16 protein-coding genes are annotated in these 21,152 nt (G+C 36.0%); 6 read left to right on the top strand and 10 right to left on the bottom strand.

Annotated features, from left to right (window positions below; translation table 11 throughout):
- Window positions 1–12: 12 nt before the first annotated feature.
- Together gatB and H7A25_17530 are read right to left on the bottom strand one after the other, a co-directional pair.
- The gene (gatB, locus tag H7A25_17535; GenBank protein MCP5501709.1) at window positions 13–1,467 is read right to left on the bottom strand and encodes an Asp-tRNA(Asn)/Glu-tRNA(Gln) amidotransferase subunit GatB; all 1,455 of its coding nucleotides are present in this window, start codon (window positions 1,465–1,467) and stop codon (window positions 13–15) included.
- A gap of 154 nt (window positions 1,468–1,621) precedes the next feature.
- Window positions 1,622–2,575: a WG repeat-containing protein gene (locus H7A25_17530; protein MCP5501708.1), complete on the bottom strand. Its 954-nt coding sequence runs from the start codon at window positions 2,573–2,575 to the stop codon at window positions 1,622–1,624.
- An 84-nt stretch (window positions 2,576–2,659) separates the two neighbouring features.
- Between H7A25_17530 and H7A25_17525 the strand changes: the two genes are divergently transcribed.
- Window positions 2,660–4,792 (top strand): SpoIIE family protein phosphatase, encoded by a 2,133-nt coding sequence (locus H7A25_17525; protein ID MCP5501707.1) that lies wholly within the window; start codon window positions 2,660–2,662, stop codon window positions 4,790–4,792.
- A gap of 18 nt (window positions 4,793–4,810) precedes the next feature.
- The gene (locus H7A25_17520) at window positions 4,811–6,907 is read left to right on the top strand and encodes a serine/threonine-protein phosphatase (GenBank protein ID MCP5501706.1); all 2,097 of its coding nucleotides are present in this window, start codon (window positions 4,811–4,813) and stop codon (window positions 6,905–6,907) included.
- A 4-nt stretch (window positions 6,908–6,911) separates the two neighbouring features.
- On the opposite strand, the gene H7A25_17515 is transcribed toward H7A25_17520, so the two are convergent.
- On the bottom strand, window positions 6,912–7,940 hold the full coding sequence (locus H7A25_17515; protein MCP5501705.1) for a hypothetical protein: 1,029 nt from the start codon (window positions 7,938–7,940) through the stop codon (window positions 6,912–6,914).
- A gap of 10 nt (window positions 7,941–7,950) precedes the next feature.
- On the bottom strand, window positions 7,951–9,654 hold the full coding sequence (locus H7A25_17510) for an acyl-CoA dehydrogenase family protein (GenBank protein MCP5501704.1): 1,704 nt from the start codon (window positions 9,652–9,654) through the stop codon (window positions 7,951–7,953).
- 181 nt (window positions 9,655–9,835) lie between these two features.
- Here H7A25_17510 and H7A25_17505 point away from each other — a divergent pair, with 181 nt between their 5' ends.
- Window positions 9,836–10,714: a hypothetical protein gene (locus H7A25_17505; GenBank protein MCP5501703.1), complete on the top strand. Its 879-nt coding sequence runs from the start codon at window positions 9,836–9,838 to the stop codon at window positions 10,712–10,714.
- A 19-nt stretch (window positions 10,715–10,733) separates the two neighbouring features.
- Here H7A25_17505 and H7A25_17500 read toward each other — a convergent pair whose 3' ends face one another.
- The 3 genes from H7A25_17500 to H7A25_17490 all read right to left on the bottom strand — a co-directional run bounded on the left by H7A25_17500 (window position 10,734) and on the right by H7A25_17490 (window position 15,437).
- Window positions 10,734–12,935, bottom strand: coding sequence for an exodeoxyribonuclease V subunit gamma (locus H7A25_17500; GenBank protein MCP5501702.1), 2,202 nt, complete (start codon window positions 12,933–12,935; stop codon window positions 10,734–10,736).
- 50 nt (window positions 12,936–12,985) lie between these two features.
- The gene (locus H7A25_17495; GenBank protein MCP5501701.1) at window positions 12,986–14,353 is read right to left on the bottom strand and encodes a DUF1566 domain-containing protein; all 1,368 of its coding nucleotides are present in this window, start codon (window positions 14,351–14,353) and stop codon (window positions 12,986–12,988) included.
- 121 nt (window positions 14,354–14,474) lie between these two features.
- A complete protein-coding gene (locus H7A25_17490) occupies window positions 14,475–15,437 on the bottom strand; it encodes a hypothetical protein (protein ID MCP5501700.1) in 963 nt (320 codons plus the stop codon).
- A 668-nt stretch (window positions 15,438–16,105) separates the two neighbouring features.
- On the opposite strand from H7A25_17490, the gene H7A25_17485 reads away from it, so the two are divergent.
- From H7A25_17485 to H7A25_17475, 3 genes are read left to right on the top strand one after another with little or no spacing between them, the layout of a single operon-like run.
- Window positions 16,106–17,353 carry a hypothetical protein gene (locus H7A25_17485; GenBank protein ID MCP5501699.1) on the top strand — a complete coding sequence of 416 codons (1,248 nt, stop codon included), beginning with the start codon at window positions 16,106–16,108 and terminating at the stop codon, window positions 17,351–17,353.
- A gap of 10 nt (window positions 17,354–17,363) precedes the next feature.
- On the top strand, window positions 17,364–18,026 hold the full coding sequence (locus H7A25_17480) for a CBS domain-containing protein (GenBank protein MCP5501698.1): 663 nt from the start codon (window positions 17,364–17,366) through the stop codon (window positions 18,024–18,026).
- Entirely contained in the window at window positions 18,023–18,349 is a 327-nt protein-coding gene (locus H7A25_17475) for a hypothetical protein (GenBank protein MCP5501697.1), read from the top strand. Before H7A25_17480 ends, H7A25_17475 begins: the two co-directional genes overlap by 4 nt.
- A gap of 20 nt (window positions 18,350–18,369) precedes the next feature.
- Here H7A25_17475 and H7A25_17470 read toward each other — a convergent pair whose 3' ends face one another.
- The 3 genes from H7A25_17470 to H7A25_17460 all read right to left on the bottom strand — a co-directional run bounded on the left by H7A25_17470 (window position 18,370) and on the right by H7A25_17460 (window position 21,143).
- A complete protein-coding gene (locus tag H7A25_17470; GenBank protein ID MCP5501696.1) occupies window positions 18,370–20,196 on the bottom strand; it encodes a WGR domain-containing protein in 1,827 nt (608 codons plus the stop codon).
- A 40-nt stretch (window positions 20,197–20,236) separates the two neighbouring features.
- Complete coding sequence (locus tag H7A25_17465; protein ID MCP5501695.1) at window positions 20,237–20,407, bottom strand: hypothetical protein; 171 nt, start codon at window positions 20,405–20,407, stop codon at window positions 20,237–20,239.
- A gap of 217 nt (window positions 20,408–20,624) precedes the next feature.
- Entirely contained in the window at window positions 20,625–21,143 is a 519-nt protein-coding gene (locus tag H7A25_17460; protein ID MCP5501694.1) for an EF-hand domain-containing protein, read from the bottom strand.
- Window positions 21,144–21,152: the final 9 nt, after the last annotated feature.

Genomic DNA, 21,152 nt, shown 5'->3' with positions numbered 1-21,152 from the left:
TACAGACTCCAATCAAACGTTTGGAAGTTCATTTAATTTCTTTATTAGTATTTCGTTTACAAGTTTCGGATCCGCTTTTCCCTTACTGTGCTTCATTACCGCTCCAACCAGAGAACCAAGTGCTTTCCCTTTCCCTTTCTTGAAGGAGTCTACAGATTCAGGTAAATCTTGAATAACCTTATCACATAATTCTTCTATAGCTTTATCATCCCGCACAACCCGAAGACCTTTCTTATCCATAATTTCATCAGGTGAAAATTTGGAAGTAAGCATTTCTTCAAAAATTGTCTTTGCAATCTTTCCAGAAATCTCACCGGTGTTTATTAACTCTATCATCCTTCCCAGACGTTTCGGTTCAATAGAAAACCCGGTTATACTCACGCCTTCTTTGTTAACAATTCCCAAAACCTCATCTTTCACCCAGTTAGATGTTTTTTTCGAATCCTTCGAATATTTTAAAGCCTCTTCAAAATAATCTGCAATTTCCTTTTCAGAAGTAAGAACCAATGCATCATATTCAGGTAAACCAAGTTCTGTTTGAAAGCGTTTTTTTCTCACATCCGGTAATTCAGGTAATTTAGATTTTAACTCATCGATAAATTTTTGTTCTAAAAGAATCACAGGCAAATCCGGATCCGGAAAATAACGATAATCATGGGCCATTTCCTTGGAACGCATAGAAACGGTTTTATTCGAATCCGGATCCCATAGTTTTGTTTGCTGTTTAAAAGCCTCGTTTCGACTATACATATCTTTTTGCCATTCGATTTCATAGTCAATAGCCGCTTTTACTGCTTTAAAAGAATTTAAATTCTTTATTTCCACCCTGGTTCTTAACTCATTTGAACCTTTCGGACGTATCGAAACATTCGCGTCACAGCGAAGGGAACCTTCCTCCATATTGCAATCCGACACACCCACATAGCGTAAGACATTTTTTAAAGAGTTTAAATACGCGTAGGCTTCATCTGAACTTCGAATTTCCGGTTCAGAAACAATTTCGATGAGAGGTGTCCCGGCACGGTTTAAATCTAAAAAAGATACCTGCCTTGAGTCCTGAGAATGGATAAGTTTCCCGGCATCTTCTTCGAGATGAATACGAGTAAGATTAACAGAATTCTCCCCTTCTTTGTCCTTCATTTGAAATGTAACCTTTCCGCCAAGACAAATGGGTTTATCAAACTGGGAAATCTGATAGCCTTTGGGTAAATCGGGATAAAAATAATTTTTCCGGTCAAATTTAGTAAAAAGCGAAATACTACAACCAAAAGCCAGGCCTGCTGAAATCGCCTTTTCCAGTGCTAATTCATTCAAAACCGGCAAAGTTCCCGGTAAAGCGTAACAAACAGGTGAAACCTGGGTGTTGGCTGCATTTCCAAATTCAGTTGGAGCACCGGAAAAAATCTTTGATTCTGTATTTAATTGAGCATGGACTTCAAGCCCGATCACCGCTTCGTATTCTATCATAATAAGAATAGTTCTAAAATCGGGCTTTTTTTTTCAATGAAAAACCTTTAAAGGGATACTCCCGTGAACATATCCCTTTAAAAAGTCTGGAGTCCTCGTAAGCGAGCCATCAAAATCTCGTTTATTTCACTCCTGGAAAGGGTCAGTAAGAACATTATTTTTTTAGAGGAAAAAATTTACCTTCCTTATTAATAAAACCCGGAACTGCATCAAGCCTTACAAAGGCCCGTTCTTCCTGGAAATCTCCAGCTTCTGAATAAAGTGGATTAATGAGAATTTTGCCTTCCCGATTAATAAAAGCCCATTTATCACCCAATTGAACCGCTGCCAGGCCATTGGCAAAATCCCTGGCGAATTGAAACTGAGGTGGAATCACTTCTTTACCTTCATAATTTATATAGGACCATTTTTTATCTTCACAAACACGCACCAGTCCTTCGGAAAAGCTTCCTGCGTATCTATACACAGGATTTACTATAAAATTTCCCCTTTTATCTATAAAGCCAAAGCGATTTTTCTCCATAATCATGGCATAACCCTCAGAATATGCAGCTGCAAAAGAAAACTGAGGCTTAATTAGCATCTTTCCTGAGAAATTTATATATCCATATTTATCGTTGAGTTTGATGGAAGCCAGTCCTTCTTTGAAATCATCACAGTATTCAAATTGAAGACTAATTTGCATTTTTCCGGAAAGATTAATATAACCACAACGTCCTCCTTCAAAAACCCTGGCCAGACCCTCCGAAAAATCATAAACACTTTCGTAGACAGGTTCAATGGCAAAATTTCCATTCGGTCGAAGATAACCCCATTTTCCATTTAGTTTTACCCTGGCCAGACCTGAGTAAAAATCGGAAGCTTCTTCAAAACGAGGGTTTATAACGATTCTTCCGGATCTATTGATAAAACCAAAATAGGCTCCGATTTTCACCCTTGCTCTATCTTCCCGAAATGGAAAAGCTTCTTCAAATTGTGGAGAAATTTGAAAAATGCCTTCTTCATCTGTAAATCCAAATTGAGTACCCTGCCTGGCCAGATAAAGCGGAGCTGAACTACAGGAGTAGAATAAAGAAAAAAGTATTGGAAAAAAAAGTTTTCGATACAAAGCTAACCTTCAACTAAAAATTTTTATTTCTTTACAGTTTTGTATAAGTTTCTGTATTTTGAGTAAAAAACAAAGGAAGTATATTTGCCAGCAAAAAACTCTATAACTTTTCTTTCGAAAACTGCTTCAAAAATTTTCGATTTCACAGCCAGGTATACGTCCTATGTATTTGCCGCAACGCTGTATTCCGGTGGTTTTGCCGGTTGTATCGCTACCTTATTTATTATCTATTTCTTTGATGCACTAAAAATTGAAGTAAGCCCTTCCCTTATGGGACTTTTAAAAACCCTGATTATCTTTTTATGGCTATTTGCTGCTTTTCAATACGGACTTTTCTACCGTCTGGGCTTTCGCTGGGCATTCGGAAAAACTATCCGTGTAATTAATAACTGTATTATATCAACTCCCCATATCATGATACGTTCAGATTTAAAAAAACACGAATATCTTGATCTTTTAAAAGCATTGTCTCACCTACCCATATTTTTATCGATAGGGATAATTATTATGGTCTTGAGTGTATTCTCAATCACGGTAAGTGTGGGTTTTGCCACCGGGGAATTCAATAAAATTACAAGTACCTATGTTCTTATCGCCGGGATTATAGAAATTTTCATAACCTTCTGTTTTACCCTGATTCTCTGTGAAATTTTATCGGGTAAAATGCGGGCAGATTGTCTGAAAAAAATGAATGATAAAGAAATACAACTCAATAATTTTTCTAATAATATTCTATTTACCGTAAAAGCTAAAATTGGTTTTTTTCTTTCCCTTTTCTTATTAACTGTATTTTTATCTAATTTATTACTTTATCATAATAAAGAGAATTTGAACCGCGTTTGGACCTTTTCGTTTTTTGCCTTCTTAACCTCATTGTTTCTCGCTTATATTTTGTTTTATACAATTTATATATCCCTAAAACAAATTGAAAATGCCTCTTATAAACTAATAGAAGGAGGCAAAGGGGTTTTATTCCTTCGCTCCCTGGATAAAGAATTTATCACTGTTGCCAAAGGCATCAATAAAGCTTCGGTCACTATACAGGATTATAGAAATAGTCTTGAAAACAAAGTTAAAGATAGAACCAAGAAATTAAATGAAGCAGTAACCGAATTGCAAATGACTCTTGCAGAACTAAACCATAAAGAAGAACTTCTTGAAACCGAATTAGAATTCGCTGCTAATATTCAAAAAGGAATAATACCCGCTGAAATCAAACCTTATTCAGGTTTACAATTTGCAGTTTTTTATGAACCCCTCGGAAAAGTTTCCGGTGACTACTATGACATCTTTCGTTTTCCATCCTGCATCTATGTAATTATGGCAGATGCATCCGGACATGGTGTTCCGGCCGCCCTTATTACAATGGCAGCAAAACATGTTTTTTCAAATATTCAAGAAAATGACAGGCCTTCAGAAATTTTTAAAATGGCCAATCGTGAGCTTTTGAAACGCATTAAGACCAGTGACTATTTAACGGCCTTTTTACTGCGAATCGATGAAAAACATAGAATTCAATACAGCAATGCTTCTCACACCAAGGCTATTCACTACCACAAAAATACGAATAACCTGGAACTTTTAGATACAAATGGAATGTTCATCGCTGCTATAGATGAAGCTGAATATTTATATGAAGATAGAACCACCCGCCTAAATAGTGGTGACCGTATCTATTTATACACCGATGGTCTTATTGAACATAAAAGTTTAAACAAAGAAGAATTTGGTCAGGATAGATTAAATGAACTCATCCTGAGTACAATTGAACTCCCCTGCAAATCTCAATTAGAAGAAATTCGCTTGAAATTACACAAGCACATCGGAACAGCTCCATTGACAGATGATATAAGTATGTTAATTATTGAGCTACCCTCCTTTTGGACCAAATTTATAGAGTTGTATAATAATGGTTTAAAGTTATTAAAAGAAAACCATATTGAATATGCACTTAAACTTTTCGAAGAAGCCAAAATATTGTTTCCATCTTATCCGAGTATCTACTACCAGATAGCTCTTGCTCTTTACCAGCTAAAAGAATATGAAAAATCGATAGAATATTTACATATCTTTCTTGATAAAAAACCTGATGAAATCAAAGCCTTGCAATTGGCTGTAAATGTATACAGCAAATTAGGAATGAAAGAAAAAGCCAAGCGCACATTAAAGAGGATCCGATATTTAGAAAATATTCCTGATTCAAATATAGGTATCTAAGAATAAGAAGGTCTAAAATTGCGTACACAAAGATTTACAGCTATTATTGAAAATAATATACGAGCCATAATTATTTTCATTTCAAAATATACCTCCTATGTTTTAGGGGTTACACTTTTTTCTGCCGGGATAGGTGGTGTAACTGCCAGTCTCTTTGCCCTATACTTTTTTGATGCAGTTAAGGTTGAACTTTCCTCTTATTTTATGATTCTGCTTAAAATTTGCATTTTTACTGTGTGGACCGGTTCTGCTTATCAATTCGGTTTGTTTTACAGACTCGGACTGAAAGGTGCCTATGGAAAAACCCTAAAAACCATTCATAAATTTATAGAATATAGAAATAGAAACATTATAATAAAAGAAAACTTGCAGGATGAGGAGTATAAGGAATTATTTAAAGCTCTCATACGTTTTCCCAAAAATATAGCTCTAACTATAAATATAGGAATTACACTTATCCTGATCGGTCTTCTTACCTTCGAGATAAGCCTGGAAGGTTTACAGCTTCAAAAAACTTTAATAATATTATCAGTAGCTTTCATTGCCATTTTTATTGTCACCTGCTTTAGTATGGTCATTTCAGAAATCTTAACCGGAGAGTTAAGAGCTAAGTGTATGGAAATCATGTATGAAAAAAATATATCTATTGATAAATTAAGAGAGGATGCTATCTATACAGTAAGGACAAAGCTTACGTATTTTATCATACTATTTATCATCAATCTTTTAATTTCTAACTCTATAACCTACTCCAACAGGGGAAATTTAAATAAGGTCTATAGCTTCTCTTTTTTGGCAGTAACCGCTTCCTTGTTTATGGCTTTTCTAATTTTCTATATCATCTATAGCGCTTTAAAGCAAATAGAAAGTGCAACTTATGATCTTATGAAAGGTGGAAAAGGCCAGTTATTTCTAAAAACAATAGATAGTGAATTTGTGAACCTCGCTAATGGTGTAAATTTAGCAGCCAGCACGATTCGGGAATATCAGCAAAATCTTGAAAACAAAGTCGAAGAAAGAACGATGGAACTTAACAAAAGTCTTGGAGAATTAGCAAGAAAAGACAGGATGCTTGCTACCGAGTTAGATTTTGCAGCGAATATTCAAAAGGGAATCCTACCTCTCGAAGAAGATCTCGAACCCTGGAATGGAATTTCCTTTGCAACCTACTATAAAGCAATGGGTAAAGTTTCCGGGGACTACTATGATGTATATCGCTATCCAAGTAGTCTTTACGTTCTTCTTGCCGACGCTTCCGGACACGGAGTACCGGCAGCCCTGGTTACAATGGCCGCCAAACAGGCTTTTTCGAATGCTATAGAAGAAAATATACAACCTTCAGAAGTCTTTAAAGAGGTAAATGAAATACTCTGTAGTAAAATCAAAACCAGTGACTATTTGACTGCTTTTCTTTTACGGATAAGTGAGAATAACCGTATGGAATATGCAAATGCCTCTCATACAAAAGCTATTCATTTTATCCATAGTAAAAAAGAATTTCAACTCCTTGACACCAATGGGATATTTATAGGAGCCTTAGAAGATGCAGGTAGCACTTATGAAAGCCGCCATACAAGACTTCAGAGCGGTGACAGGGTATATTTGTATACAGATGGACTCATTGAACATAAAAATCCGGAAAAAGAAGAATACGGTCAGGATAGGCTTATAAAAATGCTCTTTGATACACAGAGTTTAAATCTACAGGATCAAGTATACGCTGTGATTAACGATCTGGAGCGATTTATGAAAAATGCAGAAGTAAAAGATGATATTTCAGTCTTCGCAATTGAATTACAGCCTAATTGGTCAAAATTTATTGAACTATATAATTCCGGTATTCATCTCTTACGTTTAAATAAAGTTAGAGACGCTTTATTTAATTTTGCAGAAGCAAAGAAACTAATCCCCTCTTATGCCGGTATTAAATATCAACTGGCACTGGTATATTACCAGATGAATGAATTAGATAAATCCAAACTTTTAATCGAAGATTTTCTTACAGACAAACCTAAAGATAAAAAGGGTATTCAACTCGCAATTAATATTTTCATGAAAACCGGTGAAAAAGAGAGAGCCAGGAATCTTGCGAACGAGTTAAAAGAGTTGGCTTAATTTTTCATTTCCGCAACATTAGGTCTCTCATAGGTTTATCCTTTCCAAACCTCCAGATGAATCCATCTATATAATAATGAAACAATATAATCATAGCGAAAGGAACAAATAAATACATAGCCCAGGTATAAGATAAAAGCTCATAAACTTCAATAACAGCCGAAAGCAAACCATAAGCAACCGCAACAAAAAACCACTTGTAAGCTACTGCTTTTACTTCCGGGAACTTTTTTACCTGGTACTGGGCAATCCAGCCCTGGTACTGAACTGTATGATAAGAAGTTTCTAAAGCTTCTGCTACCAAAAATGTTGTCTCAGTTGCAAAAAATACAAAGAAATGAGAAGATAAAGCAGCAAAGAGTAAAAGGAATTTGGGAAGATTAATTTTCTTACCAATAGAAATAAGATGGAATTGTCTTAAAAGAAATACTATTAGGCTTGCAAGAAATACTTTCCAAAGAATAAGAGACACGATCTCCGGTGTTCCGGGAAAATGAACACTTAGCTCTCCATATATAAGTGTAGGTTTATCAGTTTTTGTAAAATTACCAAAGAAAAATGCAAACATACCGGAGTAGAACATCGTTGAATCAATATAAAAATCTATAGGATGATTATCTGCATTTTTTCTGTGGTAGGCTCGCAAAAATCCATAGTGCTGTCGTATAACATGATAAGAACCAAATATAGCTGTAAATATTACCAATTCCTTAATATACCCCTTAGCCGTAAGAACCAGACCAACAAGGATAAGTAAAAAAAGTCCTATTGTGTAGGTATATTTACGATTTTGAAATTCTTCCTTATCCGCATGTGTCCTCGAGAAAGTCTGAAAAATATGAGGTTGATCAAAAAAAGCTGTAAATATAAAATAAGTAACTAAAGCAGAAGTTCCGGTTGCTGCAAATCCGAGATAGACAAGCCATTTATATAGTCCATAAAAAAGAAAAGTTAGAATAAAACTTCCAATGAAAAAGAAAAGATCGTAGCGGGGACCTACGATCCAATTGATTGTAAAATATCTATGTAACAAGCTTATAATCCTAAAGTTCTATAATTCTTTGCATTTTTTCATGGTTTAAAAAGATACTATTCCTCTTTCTTTTTCCAACAAGGCCAAAAGCACAGATTTCCGCAAAAGCATGAGCCAAATCAGTATAGACAGAATCAGCTTTATTATCAAAAGCAGCCTGTTCCAGGAGTTCTGAAAGAGCAAAGACTTCATAAGCCAGCTCAGCAAGATAAGTACGATTGGCTTCTTTCCAGTCTTTAGGTTCTTCCATGAGATCCTTTAACTCCACAAGTTTCGTTTCAAAAGTCGAGCAAGGATAATGTAGAAAAGGTATCTCTCTGGCCTTATCTACATTGTTTTCTATTTCATTCAGGAAAGAAGTGTATTTTCTTTTTCGGTTCATTGCCTGCAAGAAATGTCCGGTAATTATCAGGTGAGTGCCTTCCCAGGTTTCGTTTATGATAGAATCATTATGTAATCTCGGAACGGGAGAAAAGTCACCAATAATTCCATTTCCTCCGAGACAGATCATAGCTTCACGGGTAACGTGAGAAGCCTGCAAGGAAGATTTGTATTTCAAAAGAGGAGCTAATATGGCTTCTGCTTCTATCCCCTTATCGACATAAGAAAAAAAGCGAAATACAGAAAAAGCCATAGCTGCCTGTAAAACGGCAATTTCACTTAATTGTTTTGTATAAGCGGAAAAATCCTGAATTTTCTTTCCGTATGCCGTGCGAAACCTGGCATACTCGGCTGCTTCCATCACCGCACGTTTGGCATTCCCGCAAGCTCCAACAGCAACATGGATTCTGGAAATAGAGATAACATACTTTACAAGATTCGCAAGTCCGTGGGTGGTTCTTCCCAATTCTTCAGCTTCCAGGTCTTCATAGACAATTTCAGTAGTTACCTTTCCTCTTGAACCAATAATATCTTTTTTTCTTAATATATGATGACCGTTAAGTTCCCCATTGTCCTTGAGTCTCGGAACTAAAAATAAACCAATCGTATTGGTTCCTTCTACTCTGGCTGTAGTTACCCAGAGATCACCGGGATTTGAACAAAACCATTTTTCTCCATTCAAAAGCCATTTACCATTCTCTAACTTTTTAGCTACAGTTCGATTGGCCTGAACATTACTTCCCCCTACCCGTTCCGTAACGTATTGTCCTGCCATAAAGTGAGAAGAACTTTTCTCTCCCGCAACCAGAGGAAGATATTTCTTTTTTTGTGCTTCCGTGCCGATTTCCTTTAAAGCGAAAATCATCCCTTCTGTCATAGCCAGGGGACAGGCAACTCCTCCTTCTCCATTCAGGTTATTGAGATAAGTCAAAGCATAACGATGTAAAAATGTAAAAGGATGTTTCCAGGATGTATGAAAGTCCAAATTAACTATCCCGTATTCATAAGAAAGTTTACGTGATTCTAATTGTTCCGGAGAATAGCGAATTGCATCAATTCGTTTACCGGTTCTATCATAATGTTCAATCTCGCCGTATTTACCTTCTTTATGACAGGCTTCTGTTAATTCATCAAGCTTTCCACCTACCAGTTCTCCATAACCTTCAAGATGGGAAATCATAGCCTTTTTATGTTCGGGAGTGTAGCCTTCCGAATAACGTTCTACGATTCTCTGAATTGTCCTGTCCACTTTATAAAAATTCTTTCCCCTGAGTCCGGTATAAGAACTCAGATCATAGGCCTGTAAACCCGGATTATCTTTTTCTCTTGCCATATAACCCCTATTCTTTAGAATCCCAAAAATGCCAAGTAATTAAACAACTTCGTATTAATAAAAAATGCTGATTTATGGTAGTTTACAAATTAAAATTCACAAAATTTTGAATCTAATTTTGATTGATATTTGCAGGCTTTCGAAAAGCCTGTGAACTATCCTTTCCATAAGGCGTTATATTATGAATTTAAAAAACCCGATAGAAACAATAAAAGAAGTACATATTGAAGATTTAAAATCTCTGGAACACCCTTCCTCTTTCATTCGAGAGGAAGATTATAGAGTTCTCATACTCCGACATCTATCTCTTTTTGAGTCTGGTTTAAACTATGAAAGCAAAGGCTTTATAATTCAAAATGAAACTATTCATATATATAATCGGGAGAAAAGCAGTTTTGAACTACTCCCGAATGGATTTCCCGGTCTTCTGCAAAGTATCGTTCCGATTCATAATGAACATAAAAAACTCATAGATGGTTATACCAATGAGATCGATGCTCTGGAAGATAAACTCTACACTAATAAGATATCCAGATATTTTATGGATGTATGGTTTGATGCAAAAAAAGACTTAACTAAATTTGAACGTTATTATCAAAGAAATATTCTGGTCCTGAAAGATGTTTGCAAAGAATATGAAACTCATAAAAATTTCCCAAAAACTAATTTTTATGATTTAATAGAGGATATCAATGCTTATATTGTGGGCATACAAAATCAGTTACATAAACTGGATAGTATTCATCACTATTATGTTTCTTTAAAAGATGATCGTCTTAACAAAAACATCTATTACCTTACCCTTATATCGGCTACATTTCTTCCTTTAAACCTCGTTGTAGGTTTTTTTGGAATGAACACAGAAGGTTTATTTTTTAAGGGAGATCAAAATGGCACCCTAAACGTGCTCATAATCTTGATCTCCACTTTTGTAATATCTTCATTAGGTCTAAAAATTCTTAAATTAATCGACTACTATATTTTTAGAAGACTTTTGAGTAAATATAATATTTATAATAATATATCTAAAAAACTCAACCGTATATTAAAAGTTGACTGAATTTTAGAATTTCCATTTTCTATATTAACTCCAGGGGAGTATATTGTAAAAGAAAGTTCTTTTGAGCATGTCCAAATGCTACCTTTACTTTACGATTATCCCCTGAGCCGGAAACCTCCAGCACAACCCCTTCTCCGTAAATCTTATGTCGAACTTTTGAACCTTTTTGTATTCCTCCGGAATTTGATACATTAGTATTTGCTTTATTATTTGTCGGAAAAGGTTTTGATGAAAAACTATCCCTGGCTCTGGGTACAAATTCGGGCTTTCTAATAGCAACTCTTGATCCCGATTTGGAAGCAAAAGACCTATCGAGGTATTCTTCCGGAATCTCAGCCAGAAAGCGCGAAGGATCCCGATAATCCACCATACCATATTTCCTACTGGTTTCACAATAGCTGATATATAATTTTTGACGGGCACGGGTAATAGCTACATAACAAAGCCTTCTCTCTTCTTCAATATTTCCCTCCTCAATAGACATCTGGTGAGGAAAGGTTCCTTCTTCCATACCGCTTAAAAACACATAGTCAAACTCTAAACCTTTAGAATTATGGACCGTCATTAAAGTCAAGTAATCATTCAATTCCGGCTTCTCCTGTTCGCTGGTCAAAAGACTAATGTCTTCTAAATATTCAGAAAGACTGGGTGATTCGGTGTTTTCCTCATATTCTTCAATAGCATTTAAGAATTCTTGAATGTTCTCAAGTCTACTTATAGACTCATCCGACCCTTCCTGTTTGTAAAACTCCTCGATTCCAAGAACTGTAATTGTATTTTCAACCACTTCAGAAGGACGAACATCGGGACTTTCTAATAATTCCATTAAACTTAGAAGTTTTTGATACAGTTCCTTCACTTTTGTAAGAGTATTTTTTCTGAGTTCCAGTTTATCGGAATTTAATGTTTCAAATAAAGAAACACCTTCGTGAATACTAATCTCAATCATTGAGTCAATACTTTTCTGTCCGATTCCCCTCGGAGGTGTATTAATCACTCTTAATAAAGACGTGGAATCCAATGGATTTACCAGCACCGACAGATAAGCAACCAGATCTTTTATTTCTGCCCTATCGTAAAAACGAAAACCACCAAAGATTTTATAAGGAATTGATGCTTTACGGATCTCTTCTTCAAAGTAGCGAGACTGTGCATTTGTCCTATAGAATATTGCCATTCCGGAATATTTCCCTGTCTTTGCATATAACTTCTTAATTTCTTTTACGTGAGCAAAGGCTTCTTCTGCTTCATTCAAATATTGCTTTAAACTAATTCGTTCCCCTTCTTCTTTTTTTGTATAAAGAGTTTTATCTTTCCGGTTTGAATTATTAGCGATAACCGAAGCCGCGGCTGTAATGATATTGCGAGTAGAACGATAATTCTCTTCTAATTTTACAACATAGGTATCAGGAAAATCCTTTTCAAAATTTAAAATATTCCGAATGTCAGCTCCCCGCCAGGAGTAAATAGATTGATCATCATCTCCAACCACGCAGAGATTTTTGTCTTCTCCGGAAAGCAATTTGGTAAGCTCATACTGAATTTTGTTTGTATCCTGATATTCATCCACCATAAGATACTTCCAGCGATGGTTATATTTTTGTAGAACCTCCGGTTTATCCAAAAATAGATGAACCGTTTTATAAATTAGATCTCCAAAATCTACAGCATTACGTTCTTTCTTTTTAGCTTCGTAGAGTTCATAAATATCAAATAATAGTTCTCGCCTTGGTTCATAGCGATGAGCATGGAAAAATTGTTCGGGCGAAAGAAAATCATCCTTGGCAGAGTTGATACGGTTTGCCACAAAAGAAGGCTTCATATCCTTTAGATCCGCTCCCAATTCTTTCATGCACTCTTTTAACAGGGATTCTTGCAGGGCTGTATCATAAACAGTAAAACCCGACTTCCTATCGGTATGTTCGGCTTCTACACGCAAAATGTAAAGACAAAGGGAATGGAAGGTTTTCATCATCACCATATTGGCATCCGATCCTAAAAGGCCCTGCAACCTATCCCGCATTTCTGCTGCTGCTTTATTAGTAAAAGTCAGGGCACAAATTTGAAGAGGATGAACCTTTTCTTCCCGAACGAGGTGAGCTACACGGTGAGTAATGACTCTTGTCTTGCCGGAGCCGGCCCCGGCAAGAATTAGAACCGGCCCCTTCACCCTCAATACAGCGTCTTTTTGTGCTTCATTTAAACCCTGCAATAAATCCATATTTCCATTTTTTTTTATTATTCTTTTATGTCTCTTATTTTATTAGAGAATTAAAAGTTTCGCACACAACGAACCATATTAGAGTTTCTTAAGATGTCTCCCTGAGGACCGTGATAATAAAAGGTGTTCCCTGCCGTATCCTTAGCTGAACTGGCTCCCAGAGTAAGGGATACATCCTGCTTATAATTACTCCTTTGAGCACCGGCACCGTGAACATCATACACAGAACCTATATAGCCCAGGCAACGTCCAAAACAAACGTAACTACCGGCATAACCTGTATAAGAACTTCCATCCTGATTATAAGCTGCATGGGTCGTAGAAGACCAGTAGTAACCGTAGTCAGTTTTCCCTCCTTCATTGGTAAAGGAAGTAGCATTAAATTTTGCATCAATTGCTGCACTATTGGTTATATCCGGAGAGCGGGAATAGTCAACAATACTCTGCAATTCTTTCACATTGGGTAAACGCCAGTCTGAATGACCTCCTGTTGTTGCCTTTTCACAGGTAGAAACTGCATTTTCAAAATCAGTAGATTTGGTATCATTTTTTTGCCACATTAAACTTGTTGCTTTATCACTAATCGTCTCATCATTATTGTCTACAAAGTTATTTAAACCATAATTCGTATTTCCCCTTACACAATAAACATAATAAGTTTTATTTGAAGTAGGATAACCTTTTATTCTTCCATCTACAAAGTTTACACCAAACATTGTTTCAGCATACCCACCTCCTAAATTAGTACAAGAGTTATAGATACTGGTTGTCGCATATTGTCCATCGATAAACCTTTCCCCGGCTGAAGTATCTCCAAACCCAACTATAAACTTTGTAGAGTCAATAAAAGGAGAAGCTGTACTGGTTGTAGTACTACCACTGGGATCTTTACCGGTAAAGTTCATGAGAGAATAAAGTGTTTTAATGTCCGGTAAACGCCAGTCTGTGTATCCGCCCAGGCTTAAATCGGAGCAATAGCTTACCGCGGCGGTTTGTGTCTTCTTATCCGAAGCATTTACAGTTCCATCTCCATTTATATCCGGTGACTTTGACCACATCAAACCTGTAACATTATCCGTAATCGTTTGATTTCCATTATCGGTATAACTCTGCTGATTTACAGTATTATAATCAGCGTCATAACCTGTACCCGAACAGGCAGTCACAGCCCCTGATGTTGAATTAAAACAGTCCGTCTGGGCAGTATCCGGAACTTTGTACTGAGCCGTACTGCTTGTGGTGGTGGTAGGTGTTGAATAATTAGGTGTAGAACAGGTACTCGCACCTTTATTTGCATTCATAGAAGCTGCTGCCAATAATAAAACCTTTTCATTATCCTTATTATTGTCATCATTTTGAACGAGCGAACAGGTATTTAAAATAAAAATCGCCAAAATTGGTATGAAAACTTTTTTCATTCTTGTCTCCTTAAAACTCTGTATAACTCATAATATCTCAAGAAAAATGAAGATCAAGAAAAAATTAGTATATAGGAAAAAAACAGCTTATTATAAAGTATTTAAGAATATGTTAATATATTTAAGAATACTGTTTACGCTTATGCAGGATGTCTAAAAAGGGGTTATTCCTTCCCATTTCAATCCGTTTTAATTCATTTAAAAACTTCTTATTAGGAACTTTTCCTTTTCTATCGACAGAATATTCTTCTTTTATCCCATCAACAAAGTACATATCAATAGCACCCTTGTTTTTCGCCTGCACTTTCCCCCTGTAAGTACAATCGAAATATTTCTTTACAAGCTCATAAGTACAACCGGAGATATTAATTTTTCCGGGAAAACCTGAAGACTCCATCCGACTCGCAGTATTTACTGTATCTCCCCAGATGTCATAAGCAAATTTCTTTTTACCGACCACCCCGGCAACTATAGGCCCTGTATGTATTCCGATTCGCAGTTCCCAGAAAGGTTCGTTGAAGGCCTTCTTTATCTGGCCAGTCTTTTCCATGAATTTTTGTATTTTAAAAGCTGCTAATATAATGTCTACCGGATTGGTTTTCGTAGGCTTCGGTATACCACCTGCACACATATAAGAATCCCCGATAGTTTTAATTTTCTCCAGACCGTGTCGACCTACGACCTCATCAAAATAAACAAAACAATTATGCAATTCGTTCACCAGGTCTTCCGGTTTCATTTCTTCAGCTACCATGGTAAAGCCTTTAAAGTCTGTAAATAAAACCGTTACCATTTCATACTTTCTAGTATTAGCTTTTCCGTGTGTTTTTAGTTCTTCGGCTGTCTCTTCCGGTAAAATATTCAAAAGGAGTTCATCGGATTTCTTCTTGGCTGAGGCCAGATCCCTTGTTCTTTCTTTTACCTTCACTTCAAGAGAATTTCTTTCTTTCTCCAGTTCTTCATAAGCCCTGGCGTTTTCTATGGAAATACCGGCAAGAGAAGTAAAAGCAGCCAACAAGTCCTCATCGCTTTCCGTAAAAAATTCTCCCTTAAGCTTATTTAAGACCTGGATAGCTCCAATAATCTCGCCTTTGGGATTTTTAATAGGCATACATAAAATAGAACGAGTTCTATAACCGGTTTTTTTATCAAAGTCTCGATTAAAACGCTCATCCAAATAAGCATCGGGTATATTAGCGGTCTTTCCACTCAGGGCCACATCCCCTACAATGCCAAAACCCAGAGGAAGGCGTATCTCCGGTGCTCCCTGGGCAACCCTGGACCAGAGTTCATTCGTATTCCTGTCGATTAAAAATAAAGAAGAACGATCCGCTCCCATCACCTCGGTTACACTTTCCATAATCCGGGCCAGAAGAGAATCCAGACCGATTTCAGCCATGATAGAACGGGCAACATCCATGAGAACTTTCAATCGGTTTACCTGAAGATGTAAGGCTTTGTAGTCCGGAACCTCCATGTAACACTTCCCGGTTTCTGTTTCATGAATTACCCTTCGTTCTATATCATGCAGGGACTCTTCTGAAAGCTTATCCGGGTTTACGATCGTTCTATTTGTATCCATCCACCTTGCCGTTTTCAGTCATCAATACAGTATTTTCCTAGTTTAGTGCTAGTTTGCTTTTTTAGGATTGAGCGTCTACTATTATTAAATTTTTTCATCTTTTTCCTTTATCGTGAATAATTTATTTATTTTTTCTTTTCTTATTCCGGGTATTCTTGTATTTTGAGTTCATGAAATTGTCTCCTGAATACATAGAATTTGAAGATTTTCCGGCTTTTGCCAGTTTCTTATATGAAAACGAATTGATTGGAATAGCACAAATGGCCAATCCAATTCAGGATAAAAATGGAAAAGTCCTTATACAGGAAAATGCAAAGTTGAAAGGTGGGATGATAAGCAAACTGGAAACCATGCATGGCCAGTATGAACCTATTTTTCATATTAAAATTACTTTTGAGCTTGTAGAACGTCTAAAAAGCCGCTTTATTGAGTCTATTTATACGAGACTGGACAAAGACAGCGTAGAAGACATGATTTCTATGCTTTTTAACTCAGAAACAGAAAGAACCATCTCCTATAAAGGAGTAATAGAACATTCTCTTCGGGACTCCTTCATTGTAATTTCCTCTTATAGACTCTGGAGAGAGAAAAAGAAATATTTTTCCTATAGCATAGAGTCCGCCTTACTTTCCATGGGAATTGCCTACTCAGTCGAAATGCCCATAAAATACCTGCATCGCTATGCTTTTCTTGCCGGTTTATTTATGGATCTGGCTCTTTCTGAGAATGAATACTGGAAAATTCCCCTTCAAAGGGATGCACAAATGATGCAACTGGCCGATTTCAGCTCTTCTTTAGGAAGAAAAATCGGTCTCCCCTCTTTCGTTCAAGAAGCCATTCGTCGCCACTGGATACCGGGCATGTATTGGGGAGGTGGTGGTCCGGAAGAGTTAGAACTGGATATGGAAAGAATATCTGACCATCCATTTAAACTTTTTCAGGATAAAGAAATCAAAGAACCGGAAGTGGAACCGGAACTTGTAGAATATTTAATAGAAATACTTAAAATCGTTCGCTTTCTTAAAGAAACCATGAAAAAAGTGCCGGACAATGAAAATACATCTAAAACGATTTTAACGATGTTTGCTTATAATCTTGAAAAGAAGATATTCAAGGAAGAAATCGCAGAACCTTTTATTAAGAAATTTAAGACCTATGAAGCTATAATTGATAGAATGCGTGCTATTGCCAAAATTGAAAAGCAATGCCAGTATCCTCCTGCCGCCTGGGCTTATCCCAAACCTCAGGCCACACAGGTTTTGTGCAAAAATAATGTAGAGAGTTGTCCTTTCTACGAGAGAGGCTGGGATTTAAAAATTGTATCCCAGCAAGAAGCCTATGGCTATGTGGGTACTCCTTTAAAACCAGGAAATTACCCCAAATGTCGTCTGGAAAAGAGATTGAAAGAATTAAAATAAGGATCTATATATGCCGTTCATCTGGATAGATAGTGGGGTTTCGAGCCGTTATAAACCGGAACCGGGAAAAGATAGGGTTCATAAGGTACATAAATTTAATGAATCAACTACTAACCGTGATGATGTAGTAAAAGAACATCCCGAAGATAAGGGACAAAAAGATTCTTTTGAAAGACGGGATACAAGCAGTATTTCCAGACCCAAACTAAACCCCTACGAAGATATGGAGTTTAAAGCAGAAGAAGCAGAATCAGTCCAGGCAATTTTAGCAAGGCATGTCATGAGTTCTCCGGTTATAGAAGTTGAACCATCACTTACAGTAGAAAAAGCAGTTTATCTTTTTAGAAAGAATCGTATCCGTCACATCCCTGTTATTAATTATGAGAAGAAGTTAATCGGAATTATTTCCGAAAGAGGTATTCTGCAAAATTTCTTAGACTATCCGGAAGATATTTCTTATGTTAAAAATCGACTGATAGAAGAAGTCATGATAAGTCGCGTTCTAACTGCAAAACCCGAATCCCCTCTTCCTGATATGGCAAGAGTTATGCTGGAAGAAAGAATTGGTTCCCTACCTATTCTTAATGAAGAAAGAAAAGTTCTGGGCATTGTCACACGCAGTGATATATTAAAGACAATCCTTTATAAGGATCATATTGATTATAAAGCATGAATATAGCATTTTATGCAGTAAACCTTGCATCCTCAGACTGTAAAGAATCTGCAAATATTTATTCCGAAACCTTTCAGGGAAAAATTATTGTATGCAAAAAACAACATGCTGAAATTATACTGGATGATAAAATTCGAATTTTCTTTGATTCTCTTGAGGGTCACTGCCCGGCACAGCCGGGGAATCTGACATTCAGTCTAAACCGGGCAAAAAAGCCCGATCTTCCTGCTTTTTTTCAGCCGGAATATAGCTTTATAGAAAAAGGCTATTTCTCTTACAGAGATAAATACTTGAATCGAATCTGGTTTTATTACCGAGAATAATAGGGACTAAACAAATTAATTCATTTCAAAATCGTTGTAATCCATTGTTCGAAAGATGGAAATTTTGCAACCGCTTGCTTCCATTTTTCTGTAGGGTTTTTAATTACTTCTAAACCAAACTCCTTTTTAAGCCATTTTCTGTATTTGTTATTTTCAGTCTTATATTCATCGTTGTACTCAAAAAAAGCTTTATCGTATGGAATATAGGCACGATTGGCGGTTAAAATCTGCATAAAATCTAGAATATTTTCGGCTAAAACCGTATTTCCAATACCTTCCGAGCCAAGATAAACCACCGGAGCGTTTTCTGTAGTAATGCCACTTTTATATAACCAAAATGCAAATAAAGCACCCGTTCCATCAACTCCGAACGGAATAATTTTCGAATATCCCTTTTTATTTTCTTTAAACCAGGCCTTCGCCATATCATATTTATCTGCCTGTAATTCAAACTCATCGCAAAAGTAGGTTCCTAAATCATCCCAAAAAACGGCAAGTTTAGCCAGGGGCTCAGGAACCCGATGTTCTTTAAATGATTCGATTAATTCCTTTAAAGTTGTCGATGATTCATCATTATTATCACTCTTTAACTTTTCGGGCAAACAGGCCCCCTCGTATTGAGAATAAAATACTTCATCATTTAAAAGTTTTGCTACTTTAATTTGTTCAATATATGCATCTTCTCTAAACTCTTCTGTTTCACATCGCTCAGCCCAAATACTATTATCAAAACAACAATAAGCTTTCCAATACTGTTTTAATTTTTGATAATATTTCCCGGCCTCGAAAAAGGCATCTGCCATAGGAATGTATTTTTTCTTATTATTTTTAAAATTTAAAAGTAAAGGATAAAGTGGGGTTTCATTTTCTGAGAATAGAGTGCACATTTTTTTGGCATTCATTTTTAAAAGTTTAAACGAATAGCTACCCAAATCATGACGTAAGATGCAGTTTAAAAGTTTTTCGTAAATTACCTTATCAGCTTTATCCAAGTTAAGAATATGTAAAAGTGGTTCATTAAAAAATGGATATTTCTTAAGATATTTTTTCCACTCATTTAAGCTAAATTTTTCTTTTTCAAGTAGTATATGATACTCATGAAGAAAGGAACCCGGTTCTACAATTTCGTATAATTTTGAAGTTGAAGAATTTGCAATCAATAAATCTACAAACTCCCTAGAACGTTTGGCTAAAAATGGTTTTAATATTTTAATAATTTCATCCCGATTTTCTTCAAAGTTTTCCTGAAAATGCCAGCCTTTTTGGGATTCGGCAATTAAGTATCCTGGCAACCATGTTTTTACACTTGAAGCAAACGTACTTAGAGTTCCTTCGTTTTGATCAAGATATCCAACAGGCCATTGATTTACCGGACGATTTAAAACGGGCATGATTCCAATGTGATCATGACCGGTATTACTGATTGAACAAAGCCAGTACCCCGAAGTAACACAGAAATCGCTAACACCCATTTCGCAATAATGTTCGTAGTTTAAATCGAAATCTCCAACCTGAAATTCAACTAAAAGCTTATTTATGGATTTCAAAAATGCCGAAACTGTTTTAAATACTTTTTCCGGTTTATGTGTCTCTTTTATTAAATCCTTTTTGGCTTGTGAAGCTTTTTTTAACCTGTCTTTAGTTTCTTGATAACCTTTTTTAATTTTCGTGTTAATTAATTTATTAGCCTCGGTATCACGATTTTTTTTTGAATCAAAGCTTTTTATTTGAGTTGTTCCCTCCGAACCTGTTTTACCAAACCGAATTTGATATTCATTTTCTTTTGTAAATTCTATTTCCCAAAACTTCGAAGATTTCTCATCACAATATTCAAAATATCTTTTCATACAAGTATTATATTAGCTATATAATAGTCTACATTAATGTCTACTCAAAAATTCTAAGAGAGATTTTTGAAATTAAGAATATATTAGATGAATAATAACTTACCTGATCGGATAACACATAAGAAGGAGCTTTTATAAACTTATCTAATGTACCATCCTTTATAGATGATAAGCTAATGATTATATACCCTGAAAGTTCCTGTGCTTTCATCCTCAATTCCATTACTTTTCTTAAAGGCGAAAGTAAGAGCATAGTATCTAACATCCGGGACCGTGTCGTAGCGAATTCCTCCTACAGAGATAAATGCTTAAATCGACCTTTTTCAGCCTGTTTCTGAATGGGAAATGTGAGGTAAATAACGACCCGTCTTTTTGGAAGGAAAAATCGAGATAGACCGGCAGTTAAACCACCGGTCCGGAGAGGGGAATTAGTCTTTATCGTCGTCTTTATCTTTAGCTTTGTTTTTATCCTTATTCTTTCCTTTACCTTTTCCCTTTCCTTTACCCTTTCCTTTATGATGGCCTTTGCGCTTTCCTTTCATTTCATCTTTTGTAATGAAGCCATCACCATTTTTATCCATTTTCTTAAAACGACCTTCTTTATGACCTACGAATTCGTCTTTGGTTACTTTTCCATCTTTATCCTTGTCCATTTCATCAAAGCAATTTTTCTTATCTTTGCCTTTATCTTTTCCTTTTCCTTTGTGCTTTCCTTTGCCTTTACCTTTTCTGGACTCGTGATGCTTTTGGACTTCTTCCTTGCTTAGAGTGCCATCTTTGTTTGCATCAATTTTTTCAAACCATTTGCCCTTTGCATTTTTGAATTCATCCAGAGAAATTTTTCCGTTTTTATCGGCATCCATCTCTTTAAAATGCTTTCCATGGCCTTTGGCCGAAACAACTGTAACAAAACCCAAAACAAGTAAGATACTCAAAAGTTTTTTCATAAAGTTAAG

It is taken from the genome of Leptospiraceae bacterium (assembly GCA_024233835.1).
In the GTDB taxonomy this organism is placed as follows: Bacteria; Spirochaetota; Leptospiria; order Leptospirales; family Leptospiraceae; genus JACKPC01.
Note: the sequence above shows the minus strand (reverse complement) of the source record. Positions and strands in the feature narration are given on the sequence as shown.

Bases quoted from the DNA above. Each gene is read 5' to 3' on its own strand.
- H7A25_17470 (MCP5501696.1), bottom strand. From the start codon at position 20,196: ATGAAAAGATATTTTGAATATTGTGATGAGAAATCTTCGAAGTTTTGG.
- H7A25_17465 (MCP5501695.1), bottom strand. From the start codon at position 20,407: ATGAAAGCACAGGAACTTTCAGGGTATATAATCATTAGCTTATCATCT.
- H7A25_17460 (MCP5501694.1), bottom strand. From the start codon at position 21,143: ATGAAAAAACTTTTGAGTATCTTACTTGTTTTGGGTTTTGTTACAGTT.
- H7A25_17485 (MCP5501699.1), top strand. From the start codon at position 16,106: ATGAAATTGTCTCCTGAATACATAGAATTTGAAGATTTTCCGGCTTTT.
- H7A25_17480 (MCP5501698.1), top strand. From the start codon at position 17,364: ATGCCGTTCATCTGGATAGATAGTGGGGTTTCGAGCCGTTATAAACCG.
- H7A25_17510 (MCP5501704.1), bottom strand. From the start codon at position 9,654: ATGGCAAGAGAAAAAGATAATCCGGGTTTACAGGCCTATGATCTGAGT.
- H7A25_17475 (MCP5501697.1), top strand. From the start codon at position 18,023: ATGAATATAGCATTTTATGCAGTAAACCTTGCATCCTCAGACTGTAAA.
- gatB (MCP5501709.1), bottom strand. From the start codon at position 1,467: ATGATAGAATACGAAGCGGTGATCGGGCTTGAAGTCCATGCTCAATTA.
- H7A25_17500 (MCP5501702.1), bottom strand. From the start codon at position 12,935: ATGGATTTATTGCAGGGTTTAAATGAAGCACAAAAAGACGCTGTATTG.
- H7A25_17505 (MCP5501703.1), top strand. From the start codon at position 9,836: ATGAATTTAAAAAACCCGATAGAAACAATAAAAGAAGTACATATTGAA.
- H7A25_17495 (MCP5501701.1), bottom strand. From the start codon at position 14,353: ATGAAAAAAGTTTTCATACCAATTTTGGCGATTTTTATTTTAAATACC.